This is a genomic window from Lentimicrobiaceae bacterium (assembly GCA_028697555.1).
Lineage (GTDB): Bacteria > Bacteroidota > Bacteroidia > Bacteroidales > UBA4417 > UBA4417.
The window spans coordinates 1-20059 of sequence record JAQVEX010000045.1 but is presented as its reverse complement, the minus strand read 5'-3'; the positions used below and the strand labels follow the sequence as shown (position 1 = coordinate 20059).

The window sequence follows — 20059 nt, the reverse complement described above, 5'->3', positions numbered from 1 at the left end:
TAATACGTTCCCAACCAATACTTCATCAACAATATCGGGACTAATTCCTGCTCTTTTTATAGCCTCTTTGGCTGCAAATACTCCTAATTCGGTTGCCGAAAAAGGTGATAGCTTTCCTAAAAAACTTCCTATGGCTGTACGTGCAGCCGATGCTATTACTACTTCTCTCATAATATTTTAATTTAAGTTTTAAATGTGTTTATTCGGTTTAAATATATTTTCTACAAAACTAATCAATATATTTTAATTGAAAAAATGTTTTTATTTATTTCCCAATATGTATATTTTTTTAGAAAATAAAAACTTTGCGGTTTTAGGTGCAATTCTTATATATTTTATAATTTTACACTTTTATAAAAATAATCATCAAAAAAATAGTTAACACATGAAAAAATTATCATTAGTCCTCATTTTAATAGTAGTTATGTTTGCAAGTTGCAATAAATCTCCAAAAAAGGATATCATAGTTGTATATCCCGAAACAGCTACAGTTGACCAAGTAGATACTTACTTCGGCATAGAAGTAGCAGACCCGTACCGTTGGTTGGAAAACGACACTTCAGCCGAAACCGAAAAATGGGTCATAGAACAAAACAAAGTTACTCAAGAGTACATAAGCCAAATTCCATTCAGAGATAAAATCAAAAATCGTTTGGAAAAAATATGGAATTATCCGAAATTAGGTACGCCTTTCAAAAAAGCCAATTGGGTTTTTTACTATAAAAACGAAGGCTTACAAAACCAAGCTGTTTTGTATGTTAAAGAAGGTATGGACGGCGAAGCTCGCGTACTCATCGACCCAAATACTCTTTCGGAAGATGGCACCGTAGCCTTAGGCGGTATTAGCATTTCAAAAGACGGTAAGTACATGGCTTACCAACTTAACAAAGCCGGTAGCGACTGGAGCAACATAAACGTAATGGAAGTTGCCACCGGAGAAGTATTGCCCGACGTTATTGAATGGGTAAAATTTAGCGGTGCATCGTGGAAAGACGACGGCTTCTTCTACAGCAGATACCCAAAACCTGAAGAAGGGAAAGAATATTCGAATGTAAATGAACATCATAAAATCTATTATCACAAAATTGGCGATACACAAGATAAGGATATTTTAATTTACGAAAACCCTTCAAAACCACAAAGAACTTACTATGCAGGTACTACCGACGATGAAAGGTTTTTAATTATTTCGGAAACCGAAAGTACCACAGGCAACGCTTTGTATTTTAAAGACTTAAATAATAAAAACAGCAAAATAACTCAGATAGTAAAAGGCTTTGAAAAAGATTATTCGGTTATCGATAATATCGACGATAAACTGATAATTATCACAAATCAAGATGCTCCCAAATACAAAGTTGTATTGGTAGATACAAAAACTCCTACATCAAACTGGGTTGATTTTATTCCTGAGAAAAACGAAGTATTGCAAGGTATAAAATACGCCGGCGACAAACTATTTGCAATGTACATGAAAGACGCTACTTCGGTAATCGAAATTCTTGATACAGACGCTAAGTTTTTATCATTCTTAGAACTTCCTACACTTGGTTCGGTTGGCTCGTTTAGCGGCGAAAAAGATGACAACACCTTGTTCTACAGCTTTACTTCTTTTACTTTCCCATCGGTGATTTATTCTTACGATATAGCAAATAATGTATCAACAGAATATTTCAGACCTGATATCGACGTTGATTTATCGAACTACGAAACAAAACAAGTGTTCTACACAAGCAAAGACGGCACAAAAGTTCCTATGTTTATTGTACACAAAAAAGATATTAAACTTGACGGAAACAATCCCGTTATGTTGTACGGCTACGGCGGTTTCAACATCAGTCTAACACCAAGTTTCAGCATTTCGAGAACAATATTTTTGGAAAATGGCGGTGTTTACGCAATGCCTAATCTTAGAGGCGGTGGCGAATACGGTGAAGAATGGCACATGGCTGGCACTGTTTTGAACAAGCAAAATGTTTTCGACGACTTTATCAGCGCTGCCGAATACTTGATTGAACAAAAATATACCAACCCAAGCAAAATAGCTATTTCAGGCGGTTCAAACGGTGGATTGCTCGTTGGTGCTTGTATGACACAACGCCCCGACTTGTTTAAAGTTGCAATGCCGGCTGTAGGAGTATTAGACATGCTCAGATATCACAAATTTACTATTGGCTGGGCTTGGGCTACCGACTACGGTACAAGCGAAGACGAAACTCAATTCCATTACTTGCTAAAATACTCGCCATTGCACAATATTAACGATACTACTTGCTACCCTGCAACTCTTATCACCACCGGCGACCACGACGATAGAGTTGTTCCGGCACACTCGTTTAAGTTTGCTGCTACACTTCAAGCAAATCAAAAATGCAACAATCCGGTGCTTATTCGTATCGAAACCAAAGCAGGACACGGTGCAGGCAAACCTACTTCAAAAGTTATTGACGAAATTGCAGATACCTACGCATTTATGTTCTACAACCTTGATATGGACGTAAAAGTAGAATAAAATGCAATTGGTGGTTAGTGAATGGTGATTAGTGGTGGGTGATAAAAAAGTTGCGGGTGAACCTCGCAACTTTTTTTTTGCTGTTAGCCGTTGGCAGTGATTGGTGGTGAGTGATGAGTGGCTGTTAGCTTTTAGCCTTTAGCCTTTAGCCATTGGCAAAACATAGCCAAAAGCCAAGAGCCAAGAGCCAAGAGCCAAGAGCCAAAAGCTAACAGCCGACTCCCAACACAAAATTTATCCTTAGAAACTATCAATAAATCACCAAAATTTCCAAACGCCTTTCGGCTTCAACTATACTTTTTGAAGCATAAATATCGGCAAAATTTTGAATGAAAATCTTTTTCTTATCAATACCTATATCGTTTAGTAGCAAACGCATTGCCGCTAAACGTTTTTCGGTAATTCTTCTATTAATTGACCTATTGCCACTTACATCGGTATAACCACTTATTAAAACGGTTTTTATATTATCAATATTCAATTGCTTGAAGCTATCTAATATTTGCGTTTCGTTTAAAGGTCTTTTTTTATTTATTTCATAATTAGCAACTAACAAAACCGTGTCGTTATCGGCAGTTTGAACTATAACATCATACTCCGATTTCTCATTCAGTTCGTTTATTTGCTGGCGTAGGTGAATTATGCTATCGGTAAATAAAACTATTGTCTCGGTTTTGCTGTTCAACTCGTCAATCAAGGCTCTCTGGACACTATCGTTTGTCGATGTGTCGGTTTTTGTTGGAGTCAGCACTTCTTTAACGATAATAAGCGTATCGGTTTTGGTTATGGTTTTAGTTTGCCTGTTGCCAATTGTTGCCAATTGTGCTTTCAGTTGCTTTATTTCGGCTTCGGCTTTTGCCAATTCGTTTTGCTGATAAGTATTTCTGTTATCTTGCAAATATCTGTAAACGGTATCGGTTTTGGCATAAACAGTTGGGGTTGTTACTGTATAACCGGTAGGTATATCACGATTATAATCGGAAATTTTATAATTACTCTGCCTTGTAGTATCAAAAACTTTTATTGAATTACTTAGCGATTTAATTTGAGACTGCTGAAAATCCAAAACTGAATGAATTTGCTTAATTTCTCTGAGAATTTTTGCTATGCTATCTTGTAATAGGGTCAAATCGTCGTTAGTTGACACTTTAATAGGAGTAGTATAGGGTATATCTGAAGTGTAGTTAGAATAATTGTGATAGAAATTATTTTCCGATGTTTCTAAACCCACACTTGGATATTTAAATTCGGTTTTGTGCTGCTTTAAATAGTCTGTTTCTGAAATGGTTTTTTTTGTTAATAACGATGTGTCTTTACGTGAGTCAACGCTATATTTAATAGTTTCCTTTTCCGATAAAGTAAAATCGCTCAGAGTTAAATAGCCTGTGTCAGGCATGTTCAAATAAATACTGTCGTTATAATCTTCAAAAAGTGTAATATCCGACTGATATTGAATTTTACACGAAGTGTAAGCCAATACAACCAACAATAATATTGTTAATTTGCCTATTTTTTTACACCCAACCATAAATCAAGTTCTAAAGCTAATCCTGCCGTAGGAATAACCGTTAAGTTTTTGAAATCGTGAGCTCCTTTTTCGCCGATTACAAGAACACCGGCATTAAATCTAACAACCTTAAAAAGCCTTATGCCCAAAGCCGTATATACCGGAAGATTAACTCCGGGTGTAACAAACTCAACACCGTTGCCGTCCTTAACAGGCGAAAACAGAACTCCGGCAGAAACGCCAAAAGAATCTAAAAATTTATTACGACTTGCGAATTTGCTTTTATTTCTGAAGGGAATGGTAACTCCGGCTCCTAAGGTAAAATTTGTATTTCTTATTTTCACATCATTAATATCTGTGGCAGCTTTATTCCACACGTACATGCCTAAATTAATCGGCAAAGTAAAACGTTCCCTATCTGTTTGCACCGAAACAATTTTTGCAACCCTATAATGCTGAACCAAATCCGTATTAATAAAAGGCATCAACTCGCTAATAACCATATCGGTTAGCAGATTTACTTTTTCGGCTATCATCTCATTGGCTAAGTCGTTTCTTTCTACATTCTTTGACCCACGCAACACTTTTTTGAATTTGAAATCGCTTTGTTTTTCCAATTCCTCAAGTACAAGAGTGGTTGGAGCTGTATAAGTTATTTCATTTTTCGATATTTGATATCGCATAGCTTCGTCTATGAGTTTTTTCAATCCTTTGTAAACTGTTTTAGGATTATTTATGCTAACATTTTTGCTGTCGTAAATAAAATTATTGCTCAAATAAAATGCAACTCTATCGCGTAAATTCTCAACTAATTTTGTTTTCTGACCCATAGACAAGCGTGTATAGGTAATAATTTCAAAATCGTATTTTGAGTTTGAAACAAGTACGGGCGGAACCACAATATTAAAGGTTTCAGTTGGGTTAGGGGGCATTCTATTCCAGGAAAAATTATGCAAATCCCATTCCGAACCGGAATTGCGAATAACAACCTGAACATATTCTACATCCTTTCCTACTTCGCCCTGAATGATAAACGGCTGGTCGAAAGGTATAGACGGCTGATTTACAAAGGAATTTGACTCAAAATCAACTTTAACAAGTCGCTCCTGCGAAACAAGAGCTTTGGGAAAAAACAAAGTTGAAATTAACAATATTGCCACGGCTATAGTGCTCTTAGCAAGATATGTTTTATTAAAAACGTTAATGTGAGTGAAAAATCTGTTCATTTGTATAGTATTTTGGCGCAAAAGTAATAAAACCAAATAAAAAAAAGCGACGTTGGAAAAAAATCCAACGCCGCACAAAAATATTTAACAAACTACAAATAAATCGCTATTCCGATTTTGCCTTATTCCCAAGCAACATAAGCTCGTTGGCGGTTATTTCGGTCTTTACGTGTTTGCTGCCGTACTTGTCTTCCCAATTTCTGTATCCAATACGACCGTCAATTGCAACTTGTCTGCCTTTGGTTAAATATTTTTCGGCTATAGTAGCCAAACCTCCCCAGGTAACAATGTTGTGCCATTGTGTAATTTCTTGTTTTTTGCCTTCCTTGTCGGTGTAAACTTCGTTTGTTGCCAATGTGAAAGAAGCTACTTTGTTTCCTTTTTCTAAATTGCGTACTTCGGGATCTTGTCCTACGCGTCCGATTAGTTTTACTGAGTTACTTAATGTGTTCATGATAAATAAATTTAAATGTTTAATAAAATGTTTTAATTGTCGATCAACTGTTCTATCAGATTGACGATGCAAAACTAATACGGCGCCCAAGCACAAGTCGGATAAAAATTATTTGTATTCGAATAAAACTGTTTTTAACCGTTTGTTGTCGGATATTGTTGTCTTTTCTAATCGTTGTAAAAATCAATGCTATTATGAGTTTAAAGGTGTTTTTAAGTTTGAAAACAAATAATATTTCTTCTGTTTATTTGTTTAACGTCAAATTTTACAACCATAAAAAACTATATTTTTTTCGTCAATATCGAAGAAAAAAAACCGAGTTAGAAAAAAAATAAGTACTTTTGGAAAAAATATTAAACAAAAAAATAAAAAATTTAAACAACAATAACTATGTATACAAATTTTCAATCATTTCTTCAAAAAGAATTAGACTCAATTAAAGAAGCTGGTTTATACAAAAACGAACGCGTATTAGTTTCGGCACAAAAACCTGAAATTACAATTAGCAGTGGTGAAAAAGTTTTAAACTTCTGTGCTAATAACTACTTAGGACTATCAAACAACAACGAACTAATAGCCGCTGCAAAAGAAGCCCTCGACACTCACGGATACGGAATGTCGTCGGTACGTTTTATTTGCGGTACTTCTGATTTACACAAAGAACTTGAAGATAAAATTTCTGAGTTTTTTGGAATGGAAGATACTATTTTGTACGCATCATGCTTCGACGCTAATGGTGGTGTTTTTGAACCGCTATTGAGTGCAGAAGATGCTATTATAAGCGACAGCTTGAACCATGCATCTATAATAGATGGTGTTAGACTGTGTAAAGCTGTTAGATACAGATACGCAAACGCCGACATGGAAGACTTGGAAAAACAGTTACAAGCAGCTCAAGAACAGCGTTTCAGACTTATTGTTACCGACGGTGTGTTTTCAATGGACGGAAACGTAGTTCCACTTGATAAACTTTACGAACTAGCACAAAAATACGATGCTATGATTATGATTGATGAGAGTCATAGTGCCGGCGTTGTAGGACGCACTGGTAGAGGTGTAACCGAACTGTTCAACCTTAGAGGTAAAGTAGAAATTATTACCGGAACCTTAGGTAAAGCATTTGGTGGAGCCATTGGTGGATTTACAACAGGTAAAAAAGAAATTATTGACATGCTTCGTCAACGCTCACGTCCTTACTTGTTCAGCAATTCAATACCTCCTCTTGTTGCAGCTGCCGGTATTAAGATGGTTGATATGATGAGCAGAAATAATGTTCTACAAGACAGACTTCACGACAACACTAAATACTTTGTTGGCAAAATGCAAGAAGCCGGTTTTGATATTAAACCCACCGAAAGCGCTATTTGTGCTGTTATGCTATACGATGCTAAACTTAGTCAGATAATGGCTGACAAATTATTGAAAGAAGGTATCTATGTTATAGGTTTTTACTTCCCTGTTGTACCTAGAGGAGAAGCTCGTATACGCGTACAAATTTCTGCCGCACACGAGAGAGAACACTTAGACAAATGTATAAATGCGTTTACAAAAGTTGGTAAAGAGTTGGGCGTATTGAAATAAAAACACATTTATTAATTAAAAATTAATAATATGGTTTTATTAGGAAACGTAATAAAAAACGTAATTGATGCCAGAGGTAGATTACCGCACACTCAAAAGAGGGTTCCTGTTGACAAAGCACAAGAAAATGTTTTGAGGAAACTTCTTTTGAGTGCTAGGAATACATCGTTCGGTAAAGAATATAAATTCAGGCAAATACTTGCTCATAAAAATATGATTGAGCAGTTTCAGAAAAATGTACCTATATTCGATTACGACGAGATGTACGAGCAGTGGTGGAACAAATCCTTAGAAGGAGATACCTCTGTAAGCTGGCCCGGAAAGGTTAAATATTTTGCGTTAAGCTCCGGTACATCGGGTGCAACAAGCAAATATATTCCGGTTACAGCCAAAATGGTTAGTCAAATACGTAAATCGGGAACGAGACTAATATGGACTTTAGATAAATACGACCTGCCGCCAAAAATTTTCTCAAAAGGGATTTTGATGTTAGGTGGCAGCACCGAGCTCGAAAACAACAGCATATACTACGAAGGCGATTTGTCGGGAATTACAACCGCCAAGTTGCCTTTGTGGTTTCAAAATTTTTACAAACCCGGCAGGAAAATTTCGAGAGAAAAAGACTGGACAAAAAAATTAGACGAAATAGTAAAAAAAGCTCCTAAATGGGATATAGCTGCAATTGTTGGTGTACCGGCTTGGTTGCAAATTCTTTTAGAAAAAATTATCGACCATTATCAGCTTTCAGATATACACGAGATTTGGCCCAATCTTACCATTTTTGTTCATGGTGGAGTGCCGTTTTCCCCATATATAAAGGGATTTGAAAGTCTTTTAGCCCGACCATTGGTTTACATTGAAACCTATCTCGCTTCCGAAGGATTTATCGCATACCAAAGCAGACCAAATACTACATCTATGGAATTGATTGTAGATAATGGCATTTTTTACGAATTTATTCCTTTTACAAGCGAAAATTTTGACAACGACGGAAATATTAAAAACAACGTAAAACCTATAGATATTACTAAAGTAGAAGAAGACGTAGATTATGCTTTGCTAATTTCTACCTGTTCGGGTGCATGGCGATATATGATAGGCGATACTGTTAAATTTACATCGAAAGAGAATAACGAAATTATAATATCCGGTCGGACGCAACAGTTTTTGAGTATTTGCGGTGAACATTTATCGCACCAAAACCTTAATAAAGCTATAGAAATGCTTGAAGAAGAACTAAATATTACCGTTAGAGAGTTTGCCGTTTGTGGCAGAAAGTCGATAAACGGAATGTTTGGACATCAGTGGTTTGTGGGTTGCGAAACTCCAGTTGATCCTGTTTTGGTTAGCGAAACTTTGGACAAAAATTTGAAGTTGCTCAACGATGATTACAAAACCGAGCGACTGCACGCAATTACTTCGGTAGAAACCGTAATTCTTAATCCTTCTGTCTTTTACGATTGGCTTAAAAAACAAGGAAAAGAAGGTGGACAAAATAAGTTTCCGAGAGTTCTGAAAGATGAAAAATTAAGCGACTGGCTGATATTTATACAAGATTACTTGAAATAATTTTTTTAATATTACGTTAAGATGTAATGCTGACAGTAATAAAAGGTGTTATTTTAGGATTTACAATGTCTTTTTTGATAGGACCTGCCCTTTTTTCGCTTTTGCAAACTAGCATATACACAGGAAAAAGAGCGGGAGTTTTTTTGGCATTGGGAATTTCGCTCAGCGACACTACAATTATTTACTTAGCTTTTCTTGGGATATTGCAATTACTGAATACTAACAGCAACTTTTTAATAATTGGAGTTATTGGTGGCGTTATTCTTATCTCCTTTGGAATATATACATACCTTAAAAAAGTTATAATCGACGAAGAAAAAAAGCTTATTCGCTCACCTATGGCTAGTCCGTTTACTTACATAGGCAAGGGTTTTTTACTTAATTTCATGAACCCTTTTGCTTGGTTTTTCTGGATTACGGCTATGGTTACGGTTTCTGCAAGTGTTGGCGATAAGTTAGATGTTCTTTACTTTTTTGGCGGTACAATAATAACCGTATTTTCAACCGACCTGCTTAAAGTTTTTATTGCCGACAAAATTAAAGAACACTTAAACGATAAATTACTCGTACGTATTAATCGTATTGTCGGAATTGTATTGATGTTGTTCGGAATTGTACTAATTCTCAGAACCTTTTATAAGTTGGTTTAACTCTGTACAAGGTTATAATTGCTTAAGCTTCGTCGAAACTTATATCTTTAACGTTGAACTGCACGGTTTTAATTCCGTTCCATTCGTTTTCTTCTATATGGTAGCAGATGTTAAACTTTTCGCCTTTTTCTATTCTTTCATAATGTTCGCCTAACTGAAATGCTATAGCAGGAAAAGGATTGCTACGCACAGTTTCTTGAAAAACTTCAGTTTTGATATGGTTTTTACCAACTATACGGACATATCCTGTATCTTTAACATTTCTGGTAACAAAAACAGGCGACATATTTCCGGGACCAAATGGTGAAAATTGTTTTAATATTCTAACAAATTTGCCTGTAATCTGATTTAAGTTTATTTCGGCATCTATCTCAATTTCAGGCACTAACATCTCTTTGTCGATGTTTTTTTCTACAACTTTCTCAAATTTATTGACAAAAGCTTCAAAATTTTCGGGTTTTATAGACAAACCGGCAGCATAAGTATGTCCTCCAAAATGTTCTAACAAATCGCTACACTCCTCTATAGCATTATAAATATCGAAGTTTTTTATAGAACGTGCCGAACCTGTTAGCATTCCATTCGACTCGGAAAGTACTATCGTAGGACGATAATAAACTTCTGTAAGCCTTGATGCGACTATACCCAAAACTCCCTTGTGCCATTCGGGTTTGTACAGAACTGTTGAAAGCGAGTTTTTAAGTTTTTCTGACGATGAAATTATTTCCAAAGCCTCTTGAGTGGTTTGCGTATCTAAATTTCGCCTTTCGTTATTAAAGGTATTTATTTTGCTTGCGTAATGCTTAGCTATTTCTGCATCCTGCGATATTAGTAACTCAACCGAATCTTCGCCGTTTTTAATACGTCCCGCTGCATTAACACGCGGTCCAACCGAAAACACCAAATCGTTTATTGTAAGCTCTCTTTCGAAAAACAACTTGTTTTCAGGATCGTTATTTGCTCGTATATTGGCAGCTTCTAAAACTGCAATAATACCCGGACGTGGATTAGTGTTAAGAGCTTTTAGTCCGTAAAAGGCTAAAACTCTGTTTTCGCCTGTAATAGGCACAAGATCGGAAGCTATACTTATAGCAACTAAATCCAAATATTTTTTAAGCTTATCGAAAGCTATATTATTTTTTTGTGCATAGGCTTGAATAAGTTTAAAACCCACACCACAACCCGAAAGTTCATCGTAAGGATATGTTGAGTCAACTCTTTTATTATCCAAAACTGCAATAGCTGCAGGTATTTCCACATCCGGACGATGATGGTCGCAAATTATAAAATCAATGCCTTTTTGTTTGGCATAGTCAACTTTATCGACGGCTTTTATTCCGCAATCCAAAGCTATGACTAAGTCAACCTCCTGTTCGTTTGCAAAATCAATAGAACGGTAAGAAATACCGTATCCTTCATTATACCTATCGGGGATGTAAAAAATAATATCGTCGAAACCGTTTTCTTTAAAAAACGAATACACCAAAGCCACCGATGTAGTCCCATCTACATCGTAATCGCCGTAAACCATAAGTTTCTCGTTGTTCTTTAGCGCTCTTTCAATTCGCGATACGGCTTTATCCATATCATTCATCAAAAATGGGTCGTGCAACATATCTAACGATGGTCGGAAAAAGGCTTTGGCTTCGTCGTAAGTTGTGATGCCTCTTTGAACTAAAAGTTCAGACAACAAGTTGGATACACCCAACTCCGACGAAAGTTTTAAAACTTTTTCGTTATCACAAGCAGGGGCAATTATCCAACGTTTATCCATATTGCTAACAAAATTAATCTATTTTATCACATATCATAACCTTTTTACGAAAAAACATAAATAATTATACTGTTGTGCTATAAATATCTTTAACTACAAAGTTGCTATTGGCTGTTAGCCTTTAACTAGCTATGTGTTACGTATTGTCCCGTAGTTTCCGGGTTCATAATTCATAGCCAATGGCTAAAAGCCAACAGCCAACGGCTAAGAACTTAATGGTTCAAAAAATACGTAATAATAAAAGATTTCCGTACTTCGGGCTACGCTCAACAACCTAAGTCGGTATTAATCAAACTTTAATAAATGATTATGGATTCCCAAACGCTACAATAAAGGCGAAAACAGACTTAACAACTTAGACCACAGCTTTTTATAAAATGGTTTTTTATTCCACTCAATAATATCTATTATTTCGGCATCGTCAAGGTCTTTGTAGAATATATCGGCAAGTTGTTCCGAAAACGCTTTATCGTATATCATAGCATTTATTTCAAAGTTTAAATCAAAACTTCTGATATCCATGTTGGCGGTACCTACAATTGAAAGCTCTTTGTCGGAAACCAAAGTTTTGGCATGTATCATGCCTTTTGTGTAGAGATAAATTTCGGCGTTGGCTCTAAGTAGCTCGTTGTAGTAGCTTTTGGCAGCCACGTCGATTATTAACGTATCGGAACATTTTGGTACTAGTAATTTTACTTTAACACCCGACAAAGCCGCCGAATACAGCGCTTCTAAAACGCTCTTACTTGGTATAAAATAAGGCGTTGTTATCAGAATTTCGGTTTTGGCATTATTAATAGTTCTAAGAATAGATAATTCTGTAAGTGGAAGTTCGCTGTCGGGTCCGCCGGCAACCATTTGCACTGCTTTGCCATTGCTATACTGTTTGTCAATTTTTGGGAAAAACTTCAAATTGGCTTTTAAATCCTGCTTGGCACAGAAATTCCAATCGCATAAAAAAACGTATTGTAATGCATAAACACTCTCGCCACAAATTTTAATGTGCGTATCACGCCAATATTTTTTATTTCTATTTTTTTTAGCATACACACCCATTTTATCAATTTGCTCATCGGTGTAGTTGATGTATCTGTCGCTGACGTTTATTCCACCAACAAATCCAATTTTACCGTCAACAACGATGATTTTTCGGTGATTTCGGTAGTTAAGCCTATTAGCAAGAAATAATAATTTTATTTTGTAAAAAGGATGAACATCTACACCATTTTGAGCCAAGCGCTGTGCATAACGTTTTCGTATTCCTCTACTTCCGTAATCGTCGTAAATAAAACGGACTTCAACACCTTCCGAAGCTTTTTGTATCAGCAATTCGGCTAATTGATTTCCTACGTAGTCATCTTCTATAATAAAATACTCAATATGAATATGGTTTTTAGCTTCCCTTATTGCTTCAAACACGGATTTAAATTTCTCTTCGCCGTTTATCAACAGTTCTACATCGTTGTTTACCGTTATTGTGCCAACATGACTATTTGAAAGCAGCTTAGCAAGCGGTTTATAGCTTTTTAAACCTATATCTTCAAATATTTTTTTGTTTGCATTTGTCCAACTTTCATTGCCATACAAAAAACCTTTTAACTTTTCTTCGTGCTTAAGTTTTTTGGTGTATAATTTCCTTTTCCTGTAATTAATCCCTACAGTAAAGTAAAAAGCAATGCCTACGATTGGAACAAAAATAGCAAAAAGAACGTAGGCTAATGCCTTGCTCGTATCTTGAGTGTCGAATATAATTCGCAAACACACAAATACCAATATAACAAAGTATATCAGATATATTAGCTTTTCTATGATTGCTAAAACAGCCACCTTAGTCTTTCCGTTATTATTTGTTGATTATTACTTTAAACACATTAACATTGGGAGAAAAAATGTACAGAAGGTAAAATCCGCTTTTTATATCGGTAACATCTATTTTATTGGTACAAGTTCCTTGTTTAATTTTTTGTCCCTGAATATTGGTTATCACATATTTATAAGGTTTATCGTTATCAATGTAAATGTAATTGGTAACAGGATTGGGAAATATTTCTAATTTATTGATCTGTTCTATGGATTTGCTCAACTCGAAACAAACTTTAGGATATATAGCATTGGAAACTATAAAACTACTTCCGCTGCTTCCGTACAATTCAGAAGCAGAATGCCAATTATTGTTTGAAGTTTTAATCCAGGCTGTTGCGTATGACAAATAGTTGTTTTGCGTCGACCAAAATGCTAAAGTATCTCCGCTCAACGTGGGAAGAGTGATACCAAAATAAAAAGCACCCGAAACTTGTATAGGTGTTTTGAAATTAACCCTTGTTAACCTGTTTGCTCTAACATCTCTAATAATTCTCGACAATGAAATAGTATCATAACCTATTAGGGTACCCGGCGAACCACTAGTTCCGTTTGCTCCCAAAACTTCTATTTTAAGTATTTCGTTGTTGCCTGCAGATTGCGTAGCTATACTAAAGTCGAAAATTGCACCTACTATGTATCCTGTTTTGTTCGAAATGTTGAATGAATCGGCAATTGCTTTGTCGTTGTATTTGTTATTCCCAAACACATATCCTTCTTTGTTTTGCAAAATATAACGAGTCAAAGGTTCGGGTAATGGAAATCGAAGCGAATCGCAATTGCCAAGGACGGCTCCTACCTTAATATAGTTTTCTTTTACCAAACTATACTTATTGTTGTCGCTGTCGGTTACTACCAAGCGCACCGAATAATTGCCATTTTGTGTGTAAGTATGCACAGGGTTTTGAACATTGCTGGTATCGCCATCGCCAAACTTCCATAGCCAAGCTACAGGATTTCCACTACTTTGGTCGGTAAACTGAACTTGTAAAGGTGGTGTGCCGCTGCGTTTATCTGCAGTAAAATCAACGTCTACATCGGTTGCTTGTTTAGAGCTCTTGTTAATGTTGTGTATTTCTACATCTCTAACTTGTCCGTAACTTAATATTGTTAGGGTGTTTAGGACTATTAAGCTTATTAATAATTTAGGTAAAAAGAAGGATTTCATAGCAAAATTAATTTTAAATTCATCTATTTAACAATTCCTTGTTGTTCCATAATCGAAACATAAATTCAAAATTACAATTATTTTTAAAAGCAAGTACAGTTTGAGCATTTTTTTACCTTCCGAAATATCAAATTGTATAAAAAATATACCTTTACAGTTCAAATTCAAATTTTCAGCATAATGAAAAAGCCGTTAATAAGTAATATTCCCTTTTGGGGTAAGGTTGGTTTACTTATAGTTTTGTTGATTTTTTTCTTGATTATCGGAGCTTTGTTGGGCAAATTATTGATAATGTTGTGCTACCCCGGTCAAGCAAACCTTATTTTTGTTAATCCCGATTATCAGAACAGCACACACGTAGGAGCCTTAAAGTTAGTTCAGGCAACAACTATGCTTGTCGGATTACTTATGCCGTCGTTGTTATATGTGTGGCTTACCAAAAAACATTTTGGCGAATATTTGGGAATAAACAGAAAGTCTTCGGGTTCGGTAATTGGTTTGACCGTAATATTATTCTTTCTTAGTGTTCCAATAAGTGCTATTACCAACGAGTGGAATCAAGGTATGGTTTTGCCGCAGTGGCTAAAATCTGTTGAAGAATATATGAGACTGATGGAAGACAACAACAAGGTAATAACCGATGCTTTTCTGTTGTCAACAACATACACTTCTTTACTTGTAAACACAATTGTTTTGGCTTTAATACCGGCAGTAGTCGAAGAAATACTTTTCAGAGGCATTATATGTAAGGGCATATATGGTAAGTACAAAAATGCACATGTTGCCGTTTGGTTGTCGGCTATAATATTTTCGGCAATACACTTCCAATTTTACGGTTTTCTGCCACGCATGATATTAGGAGCAATATTAGGGTATATATTTATTTATTCTAAAAGCTTGTGGATGCCTATACTATTCCACTTTTTGAACAATTTTTCGGCAGTAGTTGTAGAATTTATTTCAAATAAATATAATATTATCCCTTCGGGAGATGAGCTAACAACAAATGTAGATCCGACAATAGGAATAGCTTGTGCGGTACTAACAGTTATTGCGATAGTTAAGATAAAAAAGATTGGGAAATCGACTAAATTAGTCGATTAAATATCAGAATATTCGAGGGTTCGGTGCTACGCACCTTTGATTTAATGTGAATTGTTTATCTACAAATTTTACGGTGCTAACGCACCTTTAATTAATTACAAAAATATATATCTGTCCCCGAAAACACTTAGCAAAAGCCGTATAACGGCGCCCCATTTGTAACTACATAATGACAAAATTAAGAGGTGCGTAGCACCGAACCATTAAATCTCTTCTTTTAATATCGATTATTCAAAAAAATCAAATGACTATGCCTTGTTATAGTTGACCATGCTATTTTGCAATGGTTTATGTTCAAATTGTGTGGCGCTAACATACCTTTGATTTCAAAAAATGTATGTCTGTTTTCAAAAACACTTAACAAAAGCCGTATAACGGCGCCCCATTTGTAACTCAACAATGATAAAATTAAGAGGTGCATAGCACCGAACCATTAAATCTCTTCTTCTAATATCGATTATTCAAAAAAGTTAAATAAATATGCCTCGTTATAATCGACATTATTCTTTTTCAAAATATCTAGATATTCTTCCCTAAAACTGCGTTTCTTGTGATGCTCTTCTTGGTTCAGAATATATTTTACAACTTGATCAACTTGCGATTTAGAATGTGTGAATGCACCATAACCTTTTTGCCAATCAAATTTAAATTTTGTGAATTTGTTTTCTCTTATCCAATGATTACTTGACGTTTTTATGTCTTCAACCAAATCGGGAATTAAATCACTCAGATAATAACCAATAAGTATATGAACATGATCTGGCTGAGCATTAATTGCCAATAATTTGTGTTTGCGGTTTTGTATGCACGCTGTAATATATTTCTCTAGGTTATCTTTCCATGATTTATGAATCAATGCTTCACGATTTTTAGGTGAGAAAACTATGTGAAAATAACATTGAGTGTACGTGTTTGCCATAGTTGTATTTGTTTGTTACATTTTTCTAATGGTTCGGTGCTACGCACCTTTATCGAATATAAAACGTTTTTCTACAAATTGTACGGTGCTAACGCACCTCCAATTTAACATGAACAGAATAACTCTCAACCCCGCACATAATGTGGCATTTGTTCAGGAATTTCTATAGATATTTCAACCAAACCTGCAATTTCTCCGTCTATATACCAAGGCGTTTGGTGTATAAGCTTTTTAACACCTTTCTTTTCAATTGTATAGCTATTGGATTCGCCTTTTTCTAGCAAACGTCTGATTATTTCTTGCGAACGCTCGTTATGGCAAGGAAACAAATTAGCTCCCAACATTTTAGAGCCACCATTTATAGCCAACGATTTATCGTTCATGTATTTAATAATTCCGTTTTTGTCGCATACGGTAATGGCACAGCTCAATGCCTTAGCCCAGTCGGGAATGTTGTAATCCATGGCATTCTCTTTAAAGAGTAGTCCCACCAGGAATCGAACCTGGATCTAAAGTTTAGGAAACTTTCGTTCTATCCGTTGAACTATAGGACCATTTTTTTGCAAAGGTAAAAGATAATTCATAATATCAGATTGTTTTCAATTTGAAATTAAATTTAAAAAAGTTAAATATCACACATAATTATAAAAAGAATATTATCTTTGCAAATCATTCTTAAAAGAATGTTAAACTAAACATAATTAATATAATAACACAAATAATATAAAAAAATACTCATATGACTAAAGCAGAAATTGTAGCTGAAATTGCTAGCAAAACAGGCATAGAAAAAGTAGCAGTTCAACAAGTAGTTGAAGGATTTATGGATGCTGTAAAATCTTCTATGATAGGAGGAGAAAACGTTTATTTGAGAGGCTTTGGTAGCTTTGTTGTAAAAAAACGTGCAAAAAAAATTGGTAGAAACATTTCGAAAAACACCACAATAGTAATTCCGGAACACCACATTCCTACATTTAAACCTTCAAAAGAGTTTTTAAATCAGGTTAAAAAAAACGTGAAGTAACATATATTTTAAATTAAAACAATAAAATAATGCCAAGCGGAAAGAAAAGAAAAAGACATAAAATGTCTACGCACAAACGCAAAAAACGTTTACGCAAAAATCGTCATAAAAAGAAATAGCCATTTCTTTTGTTTTGGACTATGCCCAAATTTGGATATTTTTCAGTTTAGAACAATATACCACAATTTTTGAACGTAAAAGTGTTGTGAAATAATGGCTGTGGTAAATAAAGAATTAATCATAAATGTAGATAGTTCGGAAATAAACTTAGCCTTATTAGAAGATAAGACTTTGGTTGAACTGAACAAAGATAAACTCAACAGCAATTTTGCCGTTGGCGATGTTTATCTTGGTCGGGTTAAGAAGATTATGCCCGGACTTAACGCTGCATTTGTTGATATTGGGTCGGAAAAAGATGCTTTTTTGCACTATTTCGACCTTGGTCCGCAAATTAATTCTTTTAATAAGTTTATCGGTTTTGCTACAAAGCGAAAGCTCAACGACGGCAATTTACAAGACTTTAAACTTGAACCCGATATAGAAAAGTCGGGAAAAATATCTCAGGTTTTTAAACCCAACGACACCGTTTTAGTCCAAATAGCAAAAGAAGCCATATCTACCAAAGGACCTAGAGTTACTTCCGAAATCTCTTTAGCCGGAAGATACCTTGTGTTAGTTCCTTTTGGAAATAAACTGTCGATATCGCAGAAAATTAAGTCTATACAAGAACGTAACCGACTTAAAAGGCTAATCTCGAGCATACGTCCGCCCAATTTCGGAATCATTATCAGAACCGTAGCCGAAGGTAAACGTGTTGCCGACTTAGATGCCGACCTTAATTCACTTATCGAAAAGTGGAATACAATTAGCACTGAACTCTTTAAAGCTAAGCCTACACAAAAAATAATAAGCGAAATCAGTCGTACCTCAGCATTGCTACGTGATATGCTAAACGAAACGTTTACAAACATACATGTAGATGATACTACAGTAGCCGAAGAAATTAAATCGTATATTAGTACCATACTACCAGGTAAAACTGATATAGTTAAGGTTTACAAGAGAAAAATACCAATTTTTGAAAGTTTCGGCATTGACAAGCAGATAAAAAACTCGTTCGGAAAAACCGTTACCATAAAAAACGGTATATACTTGATAATCGAACACACCGAAGCTCTTCACGTTATTGATATTAACTCGGGTCATAAATTAAACTCCGACATATCTCAGGAAGAAAATGCCTTAGCAGTCAACATTGAAGCTGCAACCGAAGTGGCTCGTCAGCTACGCCTCAGAGACATGGGCGGCATTATTGTAGTTGACTTTATCGACATGCACGAAACCAAAAACCGCAAGGCTTTGTACGTGCACCTTAAACACGAAATGGAAAAAGATAATGCCAAACATACTGTTTTACCACCAAGTAAGTTCGGACTTATTCAAATAACGCGTCAGAGAGTCAGACCTGTTACCAACGTTTCTATTCAGGAACAATGTCCCACCTGCCAAGGTACCGGAAAAATAAAACCGCCTATCGTTATTGTCGACGAAATACAAAATGACATACAATATTTGCTGTCAAATCAGAATGAAAAACACTTGAAACTAAAAGTGCACCCGTTTGTACATGCCTATCTCACCTCAAAAAGCTTACGATTAAAAAGCGTACAATGGCAATGGTACAAAATGTTTGGCAAATGGATTAAAATTGAGCCTGCCAATTCGTACAAGATATTGGAATATCACTTCTTCGGAAAAAATGATAATGAAATTCTCATATAAATATTTTTTTTAACATTTTTATAGGGTTTATATTGCTATTTTTTTATCTTTGCTAAAAATTATAATCATAAATTAACAACTAAATAATTACAAAAAATGAATTATCGTTATCTAACTTCTGCAAAAGCAGTTCTTATGTCCGTGCTTTTGTTTGTATTTTGTTTGGTAGCTTCAGCCGAAAGCTATACCTATCAGGATTCGTGGGGTAAACAAGGATTAACCCTAACGAGCAATACTCCAAATAAAGTAGAGCTAAACGTTTCTGTTAACAATTTTACGCTAGAATCTGTTGACATCAACGGTGAACAAATGCAGGAAATAGCATTCGACGGGTTTGCTCTTTTTACAAACGCAGGCGAACCTAATATCCCCGGAATAAGCAGACTTGTCGCTATTCCGCAAGGAGCCACTGCAAATTTAGAAATTATTGATTACCGTGTTGAAATTATTCAAAATGTCAACATTGCACCATCTCCGGTTATTCCAAAAGAAAATGAAGATGGCTTGGTATTTTCAAAAAGTAGCAATGTGTACAGCCGTAATGCTTTCTTCCCCGAAAATATTTCAACATTATCGGAAGTTAAACAGCTAAGAGGTGTTGACGTTGTTCTATTAACATTTCGCCATTTGCTTACAACCCTGTAACAAAAGAACTTAAAGTGTACAGAGACATAAAAGCTCGTATTACTTTTAGCGGCGGTAACGGACAATTTGGAGATAACAGACTAAGAAGTAAATACTTCGATCCGATTATTATGGATAATATTGTAAACTCTGCTTCATTGCCCGTAATTGATTACGATAAGAGAACCAGCAATATTACAAGAAGTCCGATGAGCACAGGTTGCGAATACCTTATCATTGTTCCTAACAGCCCAGCCTATAAAAAGTGGGCTGACTCTCTTAAAGTTTTCAGAACCGACCAAGGA

18 protein-coding genes and 1 tRNA gene are annotated in these 20059 nt (G+C 35.4%); 9 read left to right on the top strand and 10 right to left on the bottom strand.

The window, feature by feature from the left end:
* Nucleotides 1–171, bottom strand: a 171-nt coding sequence (locus PHP31_07860) for an acetyl-CoA C-acyltransferase (GenBank protein MDD3739191.1), incomplete at its 3' end; no start/stop codon positions are given.
* A 214-nt stretch (nucleotides 172–385) separates the two neighbouring features.
* Between PHP31_07860 and PHP31_07855 the strand changes: the two genes are divergently transcribed.
* Nucleotides 386–2512, top strand: coding sequence for a prolyl oligopeptidase family serine peptidase (locus tag PHP31_07855; protein ID MDD3739190.1), 2127 nt, complete (start codon nucleotides 386–388; stop codon nucleotides 2510–2512).
* Between the two features lie 250 nt (nucleotides 2513–2762).
* Here PHP31_07855 and PHP31_07850 read toward each other — a convergent pair whose 3' ends face one another.
* From PHP31_07850 to ssb, 3 genes are all read right to left on the bottom strand, one after another.
* The gene (locus PHP31_07850) at nucleotides 2763–4040 is read right to left on the bottom strand and encodes a hypothetical protein (protein MDD3739189.1); all 1278 of its coding nucleotides are present in this window, start codon (nucleotides 4038–4040) and stop codon (nucleotides 2763–2765) included.
* On the bottom strand, nucleotides 4019–5245 hold the full coding sequence (locus PHP31_07845; GenBank protein MDD3739188.1) for a hypothetical protein: 1227 nt from the start codon (nucleotides 5243–5245) through the stop codon (nucleotides 4019–4021). Before PHP31_07845 ends, PHP31_07850 begins: the two co-directional genes overlap by 22 nt.
* A gap of 106 nt (nucleotides 5246–5351) precedes the next feature.
* A complete protein-coding gene (ssb, locus tag PHP31_07840) occupies nucleotides 5352–5699 on the bottom strand; it encodes a single-stranded DNA-binding protein (GenBank protein MDD3739187.1) in 348 nt (115 codons plus the stop codon).
* Between the two features lie 390 nt (nucleotides 5700–6089).
* On the opposite strand from ssb, the gene kbl reads away from it, so the two are divergent.
* From kbl to PHP31_07825, 3 genes are read left to right on the top strand one after another with little or no spacing between them, the layout of a single operon-like run.
* Nucleotides 6090–7280: a glycine C-acetyltransferase gene (gene kbl, locus PHP31_07835; protein ID MDD3739186.1), complete on the top strand. Its 1191-nt coding sequence runs from the start codon at nucleotides 6090–6092 to the stop codon at nucleotides 7278–7280.
* 30 nt (nucleotides 7281–7310) lie between these two features.
* On the top strand, nucleotides 7311–8849 hold the full coding sequence (locus PHP31_07830) for a GH3 auxin-responsive promoter family protein (protein MDD3739185.1): 1539 nt from the start codon (nucleotides 7311–7313) through the stop codon (nucleotides 8847–8849).
* 26 nt (nucleotides 8850–8875) lie between these two features.
* A complete protein-coding gene (locus tag PHP31_07825; GenBank protein ID MDD3739184.1) occupies nucleotides 8876–9499 on the top strand; it encodes a LysE family transporter in 624 nt (207 codons plus the stop codon).
* Nucleotides 9500–9521: 22 nt separating this feature from the next.
* Here the strand turns inward: PHP31_07825 and recJ are convergent, their stop codons facing one another.
* The 3 genes from recJ to PHP31_07810 form a co-directional block, all read right to left on the bottom strand.
* Nucleotides 9522–11273 carry a single-stranded-DNA-specific exonuclease RecJ gene (recJ, locus tag PHP31_07820; protein ID MDD3739183.1) on the bottom strand — a complete coding sequence of 584 codons (1752 nt, stop codon included), beginning with the start codon at nucleotides 11271–11273 and terminating at the stop codon, nucleotides 9522–9524.
* Between the two features lie 324 nt (nucleotides 11274–11597).
* Nucleotides 11598–13100 (bottom strand): cardiolipin synthase, encoded by a 1503-nt coding sequence (cls, locus tag PHP31_07815; GenBank protein MDD3739182.1) that lies wholly within the window; start codon nucleotides 13098–13100, stop codon nucleotides 11598–11600.
* Nucleotides 13101–13116: 16 nt separating this feature from the next.
* A complete protein-coding gene (locus PHP31_07810) occupies nucleotides 13117–14301 on the bottom strand; it encodes a PKD domain-containing protein (protein ID MDD3739181.1) in 1185 nt (394 codons plus the stop codon).
* Nucleotides 14302–14481: 180 nt separating this feature from the next.
* Between PHP31_07810 and PHP31_07805 the strand changes: the two genes are divergently transcribed.
* Nucleotides 14482–15405: a type II CAAX endopeptidase family protein gene (locus tag PHP31_07805; GenBank protein MDD3739180.1), complete on the top strand. Its 924-nt coding sequence runs from the start codon at nucleotides 14482–14484 to the stop codon at nucleotides 15403–15405.
* 457 nt (nucleotides 15406–15862) lie between these two features.
* Here the strand turns inward: PHP31_07805 and tnpA are convergent, their stop codons facing one another.
* The 3 genes from tnpA to PHP31_07790 form a co-directional block, all read right to left on the bottom strand.
* Nucleotides 15863–16324: an IS200/IS605 family transposase gene (tnpA, locus tag PHP31_07800; GenBank protein ID MDD3739179.1), complete on the bottom strand. Its 462-nt coding sequence runs from the start codon at nucleotides 16322–16324 to the stop codon at nucleotides 15863–15865.
* A gap of 125 nt (nucleotides 16325–16449) precedes the next feature.
* Entirely contained in the window at nucleotides 16450–16788 is a 339-nt protein-coding gene (locus tag PHP31_07795) for a PAS domain-containing protein (GenBank protein MDD3739178.1), read from the bottom strand.
* An 18-nt stretch (nucleotides 16789–16806) separates the two neighbouring features.
* A tRNA-Arg gene (locus tag PHP31_07790) sits at nucleotides 16807–16878 on the bottom strand.
* Nucleotides 16879–17063: 185 nt separating this feature from the next.
* Between PHP31_07790 and PHP31_07785 the strand changes: the two genes are divergently transcribed.
* The 4 genes from PHP31_07785 to PHP31_07770 all read left to right on the top strand — a co-directional run.
* Nucleotides 17064–17348, top strand: coding sequence for an integration host factor subunit beta (locus tag PHP31_07785; protein ID MDD3739177.1), 285 nt, complete (start codon nucleotides 17064–17066; stop codon nucleotides 17346–17348).
* A 213-nt stretch (nucleotides 17349–17561) separates the two neighbouring features.
* The gene (locus PHP31_07780; protein ID MDD3739176.1) at nucleotides 17562–19130 is read left to right on the top strand and encodes an Rne/Rng family ribonuclease; all 1569 of its coding nucleotides are present in this window, start codon (nucleotides 17562–17564) and stop codon (nucleotides 19128–19130) included.
* A 96-nt stretch (nucleotides 19131–19226) separates the two neighbouring features.
* Nucleotides 19227–19775 carry a C25 family peptidase propeptide domain-containing protein gene (locus tag PHP31_07775; protein MDD3739175.1) on the top strand — a complete coding sequence of 183 codons (549 nt, stop codon included), beginning with the start codon at nucleotides 19227–19229 and terminating at the stop codon, nucleotides 19773–19775.
* Nucleotides 19776–19789: 14 nt separating this feature from the next.
* A partial coding sequence (locus PHP31_07770; protein MDD3739174.1) for a hypothetical protein occupies nucleotides 19790–20059 on the top strand: 270 nt, incomplete at its 3' end.

Bases quoted from the DNA above. Each gene is read 5' to 3' on its own strand.
- PHP31_07855 (MDD3739190.1), top strand. From the start codon at position 386: ATGAAAAAATTATCATTAGTCCTCATTTTAATAGTAGTTATGTTTGCA.
- PHP31_07850 (MDD3739189.1), bottom strand. From the start codon at position 4,040: ATGGTTGGGTGTAAAAAAATAGGCAAATTAACAATATTATTGTTGGTT.
- PHP31_07845 (MDD3739188.1), bottom strand. From the start codon at position 5,245: ATGAACAGATTTTTCACTCACATTAACGTTTTTAATAAAACATATCTT.
- ssb (MDD3739187.1), bottom strand. From the start codon at position 5,699: ATGAACACATTAAGTAACTCAGTAAAACTAATCGGACGCGTAGGACAA.
- kbl (MDD3739186.1), top strand. From the start codon at position 6,090: ATGTATACAAATTTTCAATCATTTCTTCAAAAAGAATTAGACTCAATT.
- PHP31_07830 (MDD3739185.1), top strand. From the start codon at position 7,311: ATGGTTTTATTAGGAAACGTAATAAAAAACGTAATTGATGCCAGAGGT.
- PHP31_07825 (MDD3739184.1), top strand. From the start codon at position 8,876: ATGCTGACAGTAATAAAAGGTGTTATTTTAGGATTTACAATGTCTTTT.
- recJ (MDD3739183.1), bottom strand. From the start codon at position 11,273: ATGGATAAACGTTGGATAATTGCCCCTGCTTGTGATAACGAAAAAGTT.
- PHP31_07810 (MDD3739181.1), bottom strand. From the start codon at position 14,301: ATGAAATCCTTCTTTTTACCTAAATTATTAATAAGCTTAATAGTCCTA.
- PHP31_07805 (MDD3739180.1), top strand. From the start codon at position 14,482: ATGAAAAAGCCGTTAATAAGTAATATTCCCTTTTGGGGTAAGGTTGGT.
- tnpA (MDD3739179.1), bottom strand. From the start codon at position 16,324: ATGGCAAACACGTACACTCAATGTTATTTTCACATAGTTTTCTCACCT.
- PHP31_07795 (MDD3739178.1), bottom strand. From the start codon at position 16,788: ATGGATTACAACATTCCCGACTGGGCTAAGGCATTGAGCTGTGCCATT.
- PHP31_07785 (MDD3739177.1), top strand. From the start codon at position 17,064: ATGACTAAAGCAGAAATTGTAGCTGAAATTGCTAGCAAAACAGGCATA.
- PHP31_07780 (MDD3739176.1), top strand. From the start codon at position 17,562: ATGGCTGTGGTAAATAAAGAATTAATCATAAATGTAGATAGTTCGGAA.
- PHP31_07775 (MDD3739175.1), top strand. From the start codon at position 19,227: ATGAATTATCGTTATCTAACTTCTGCAAAAGCAGTTCTTATGTCCGTG.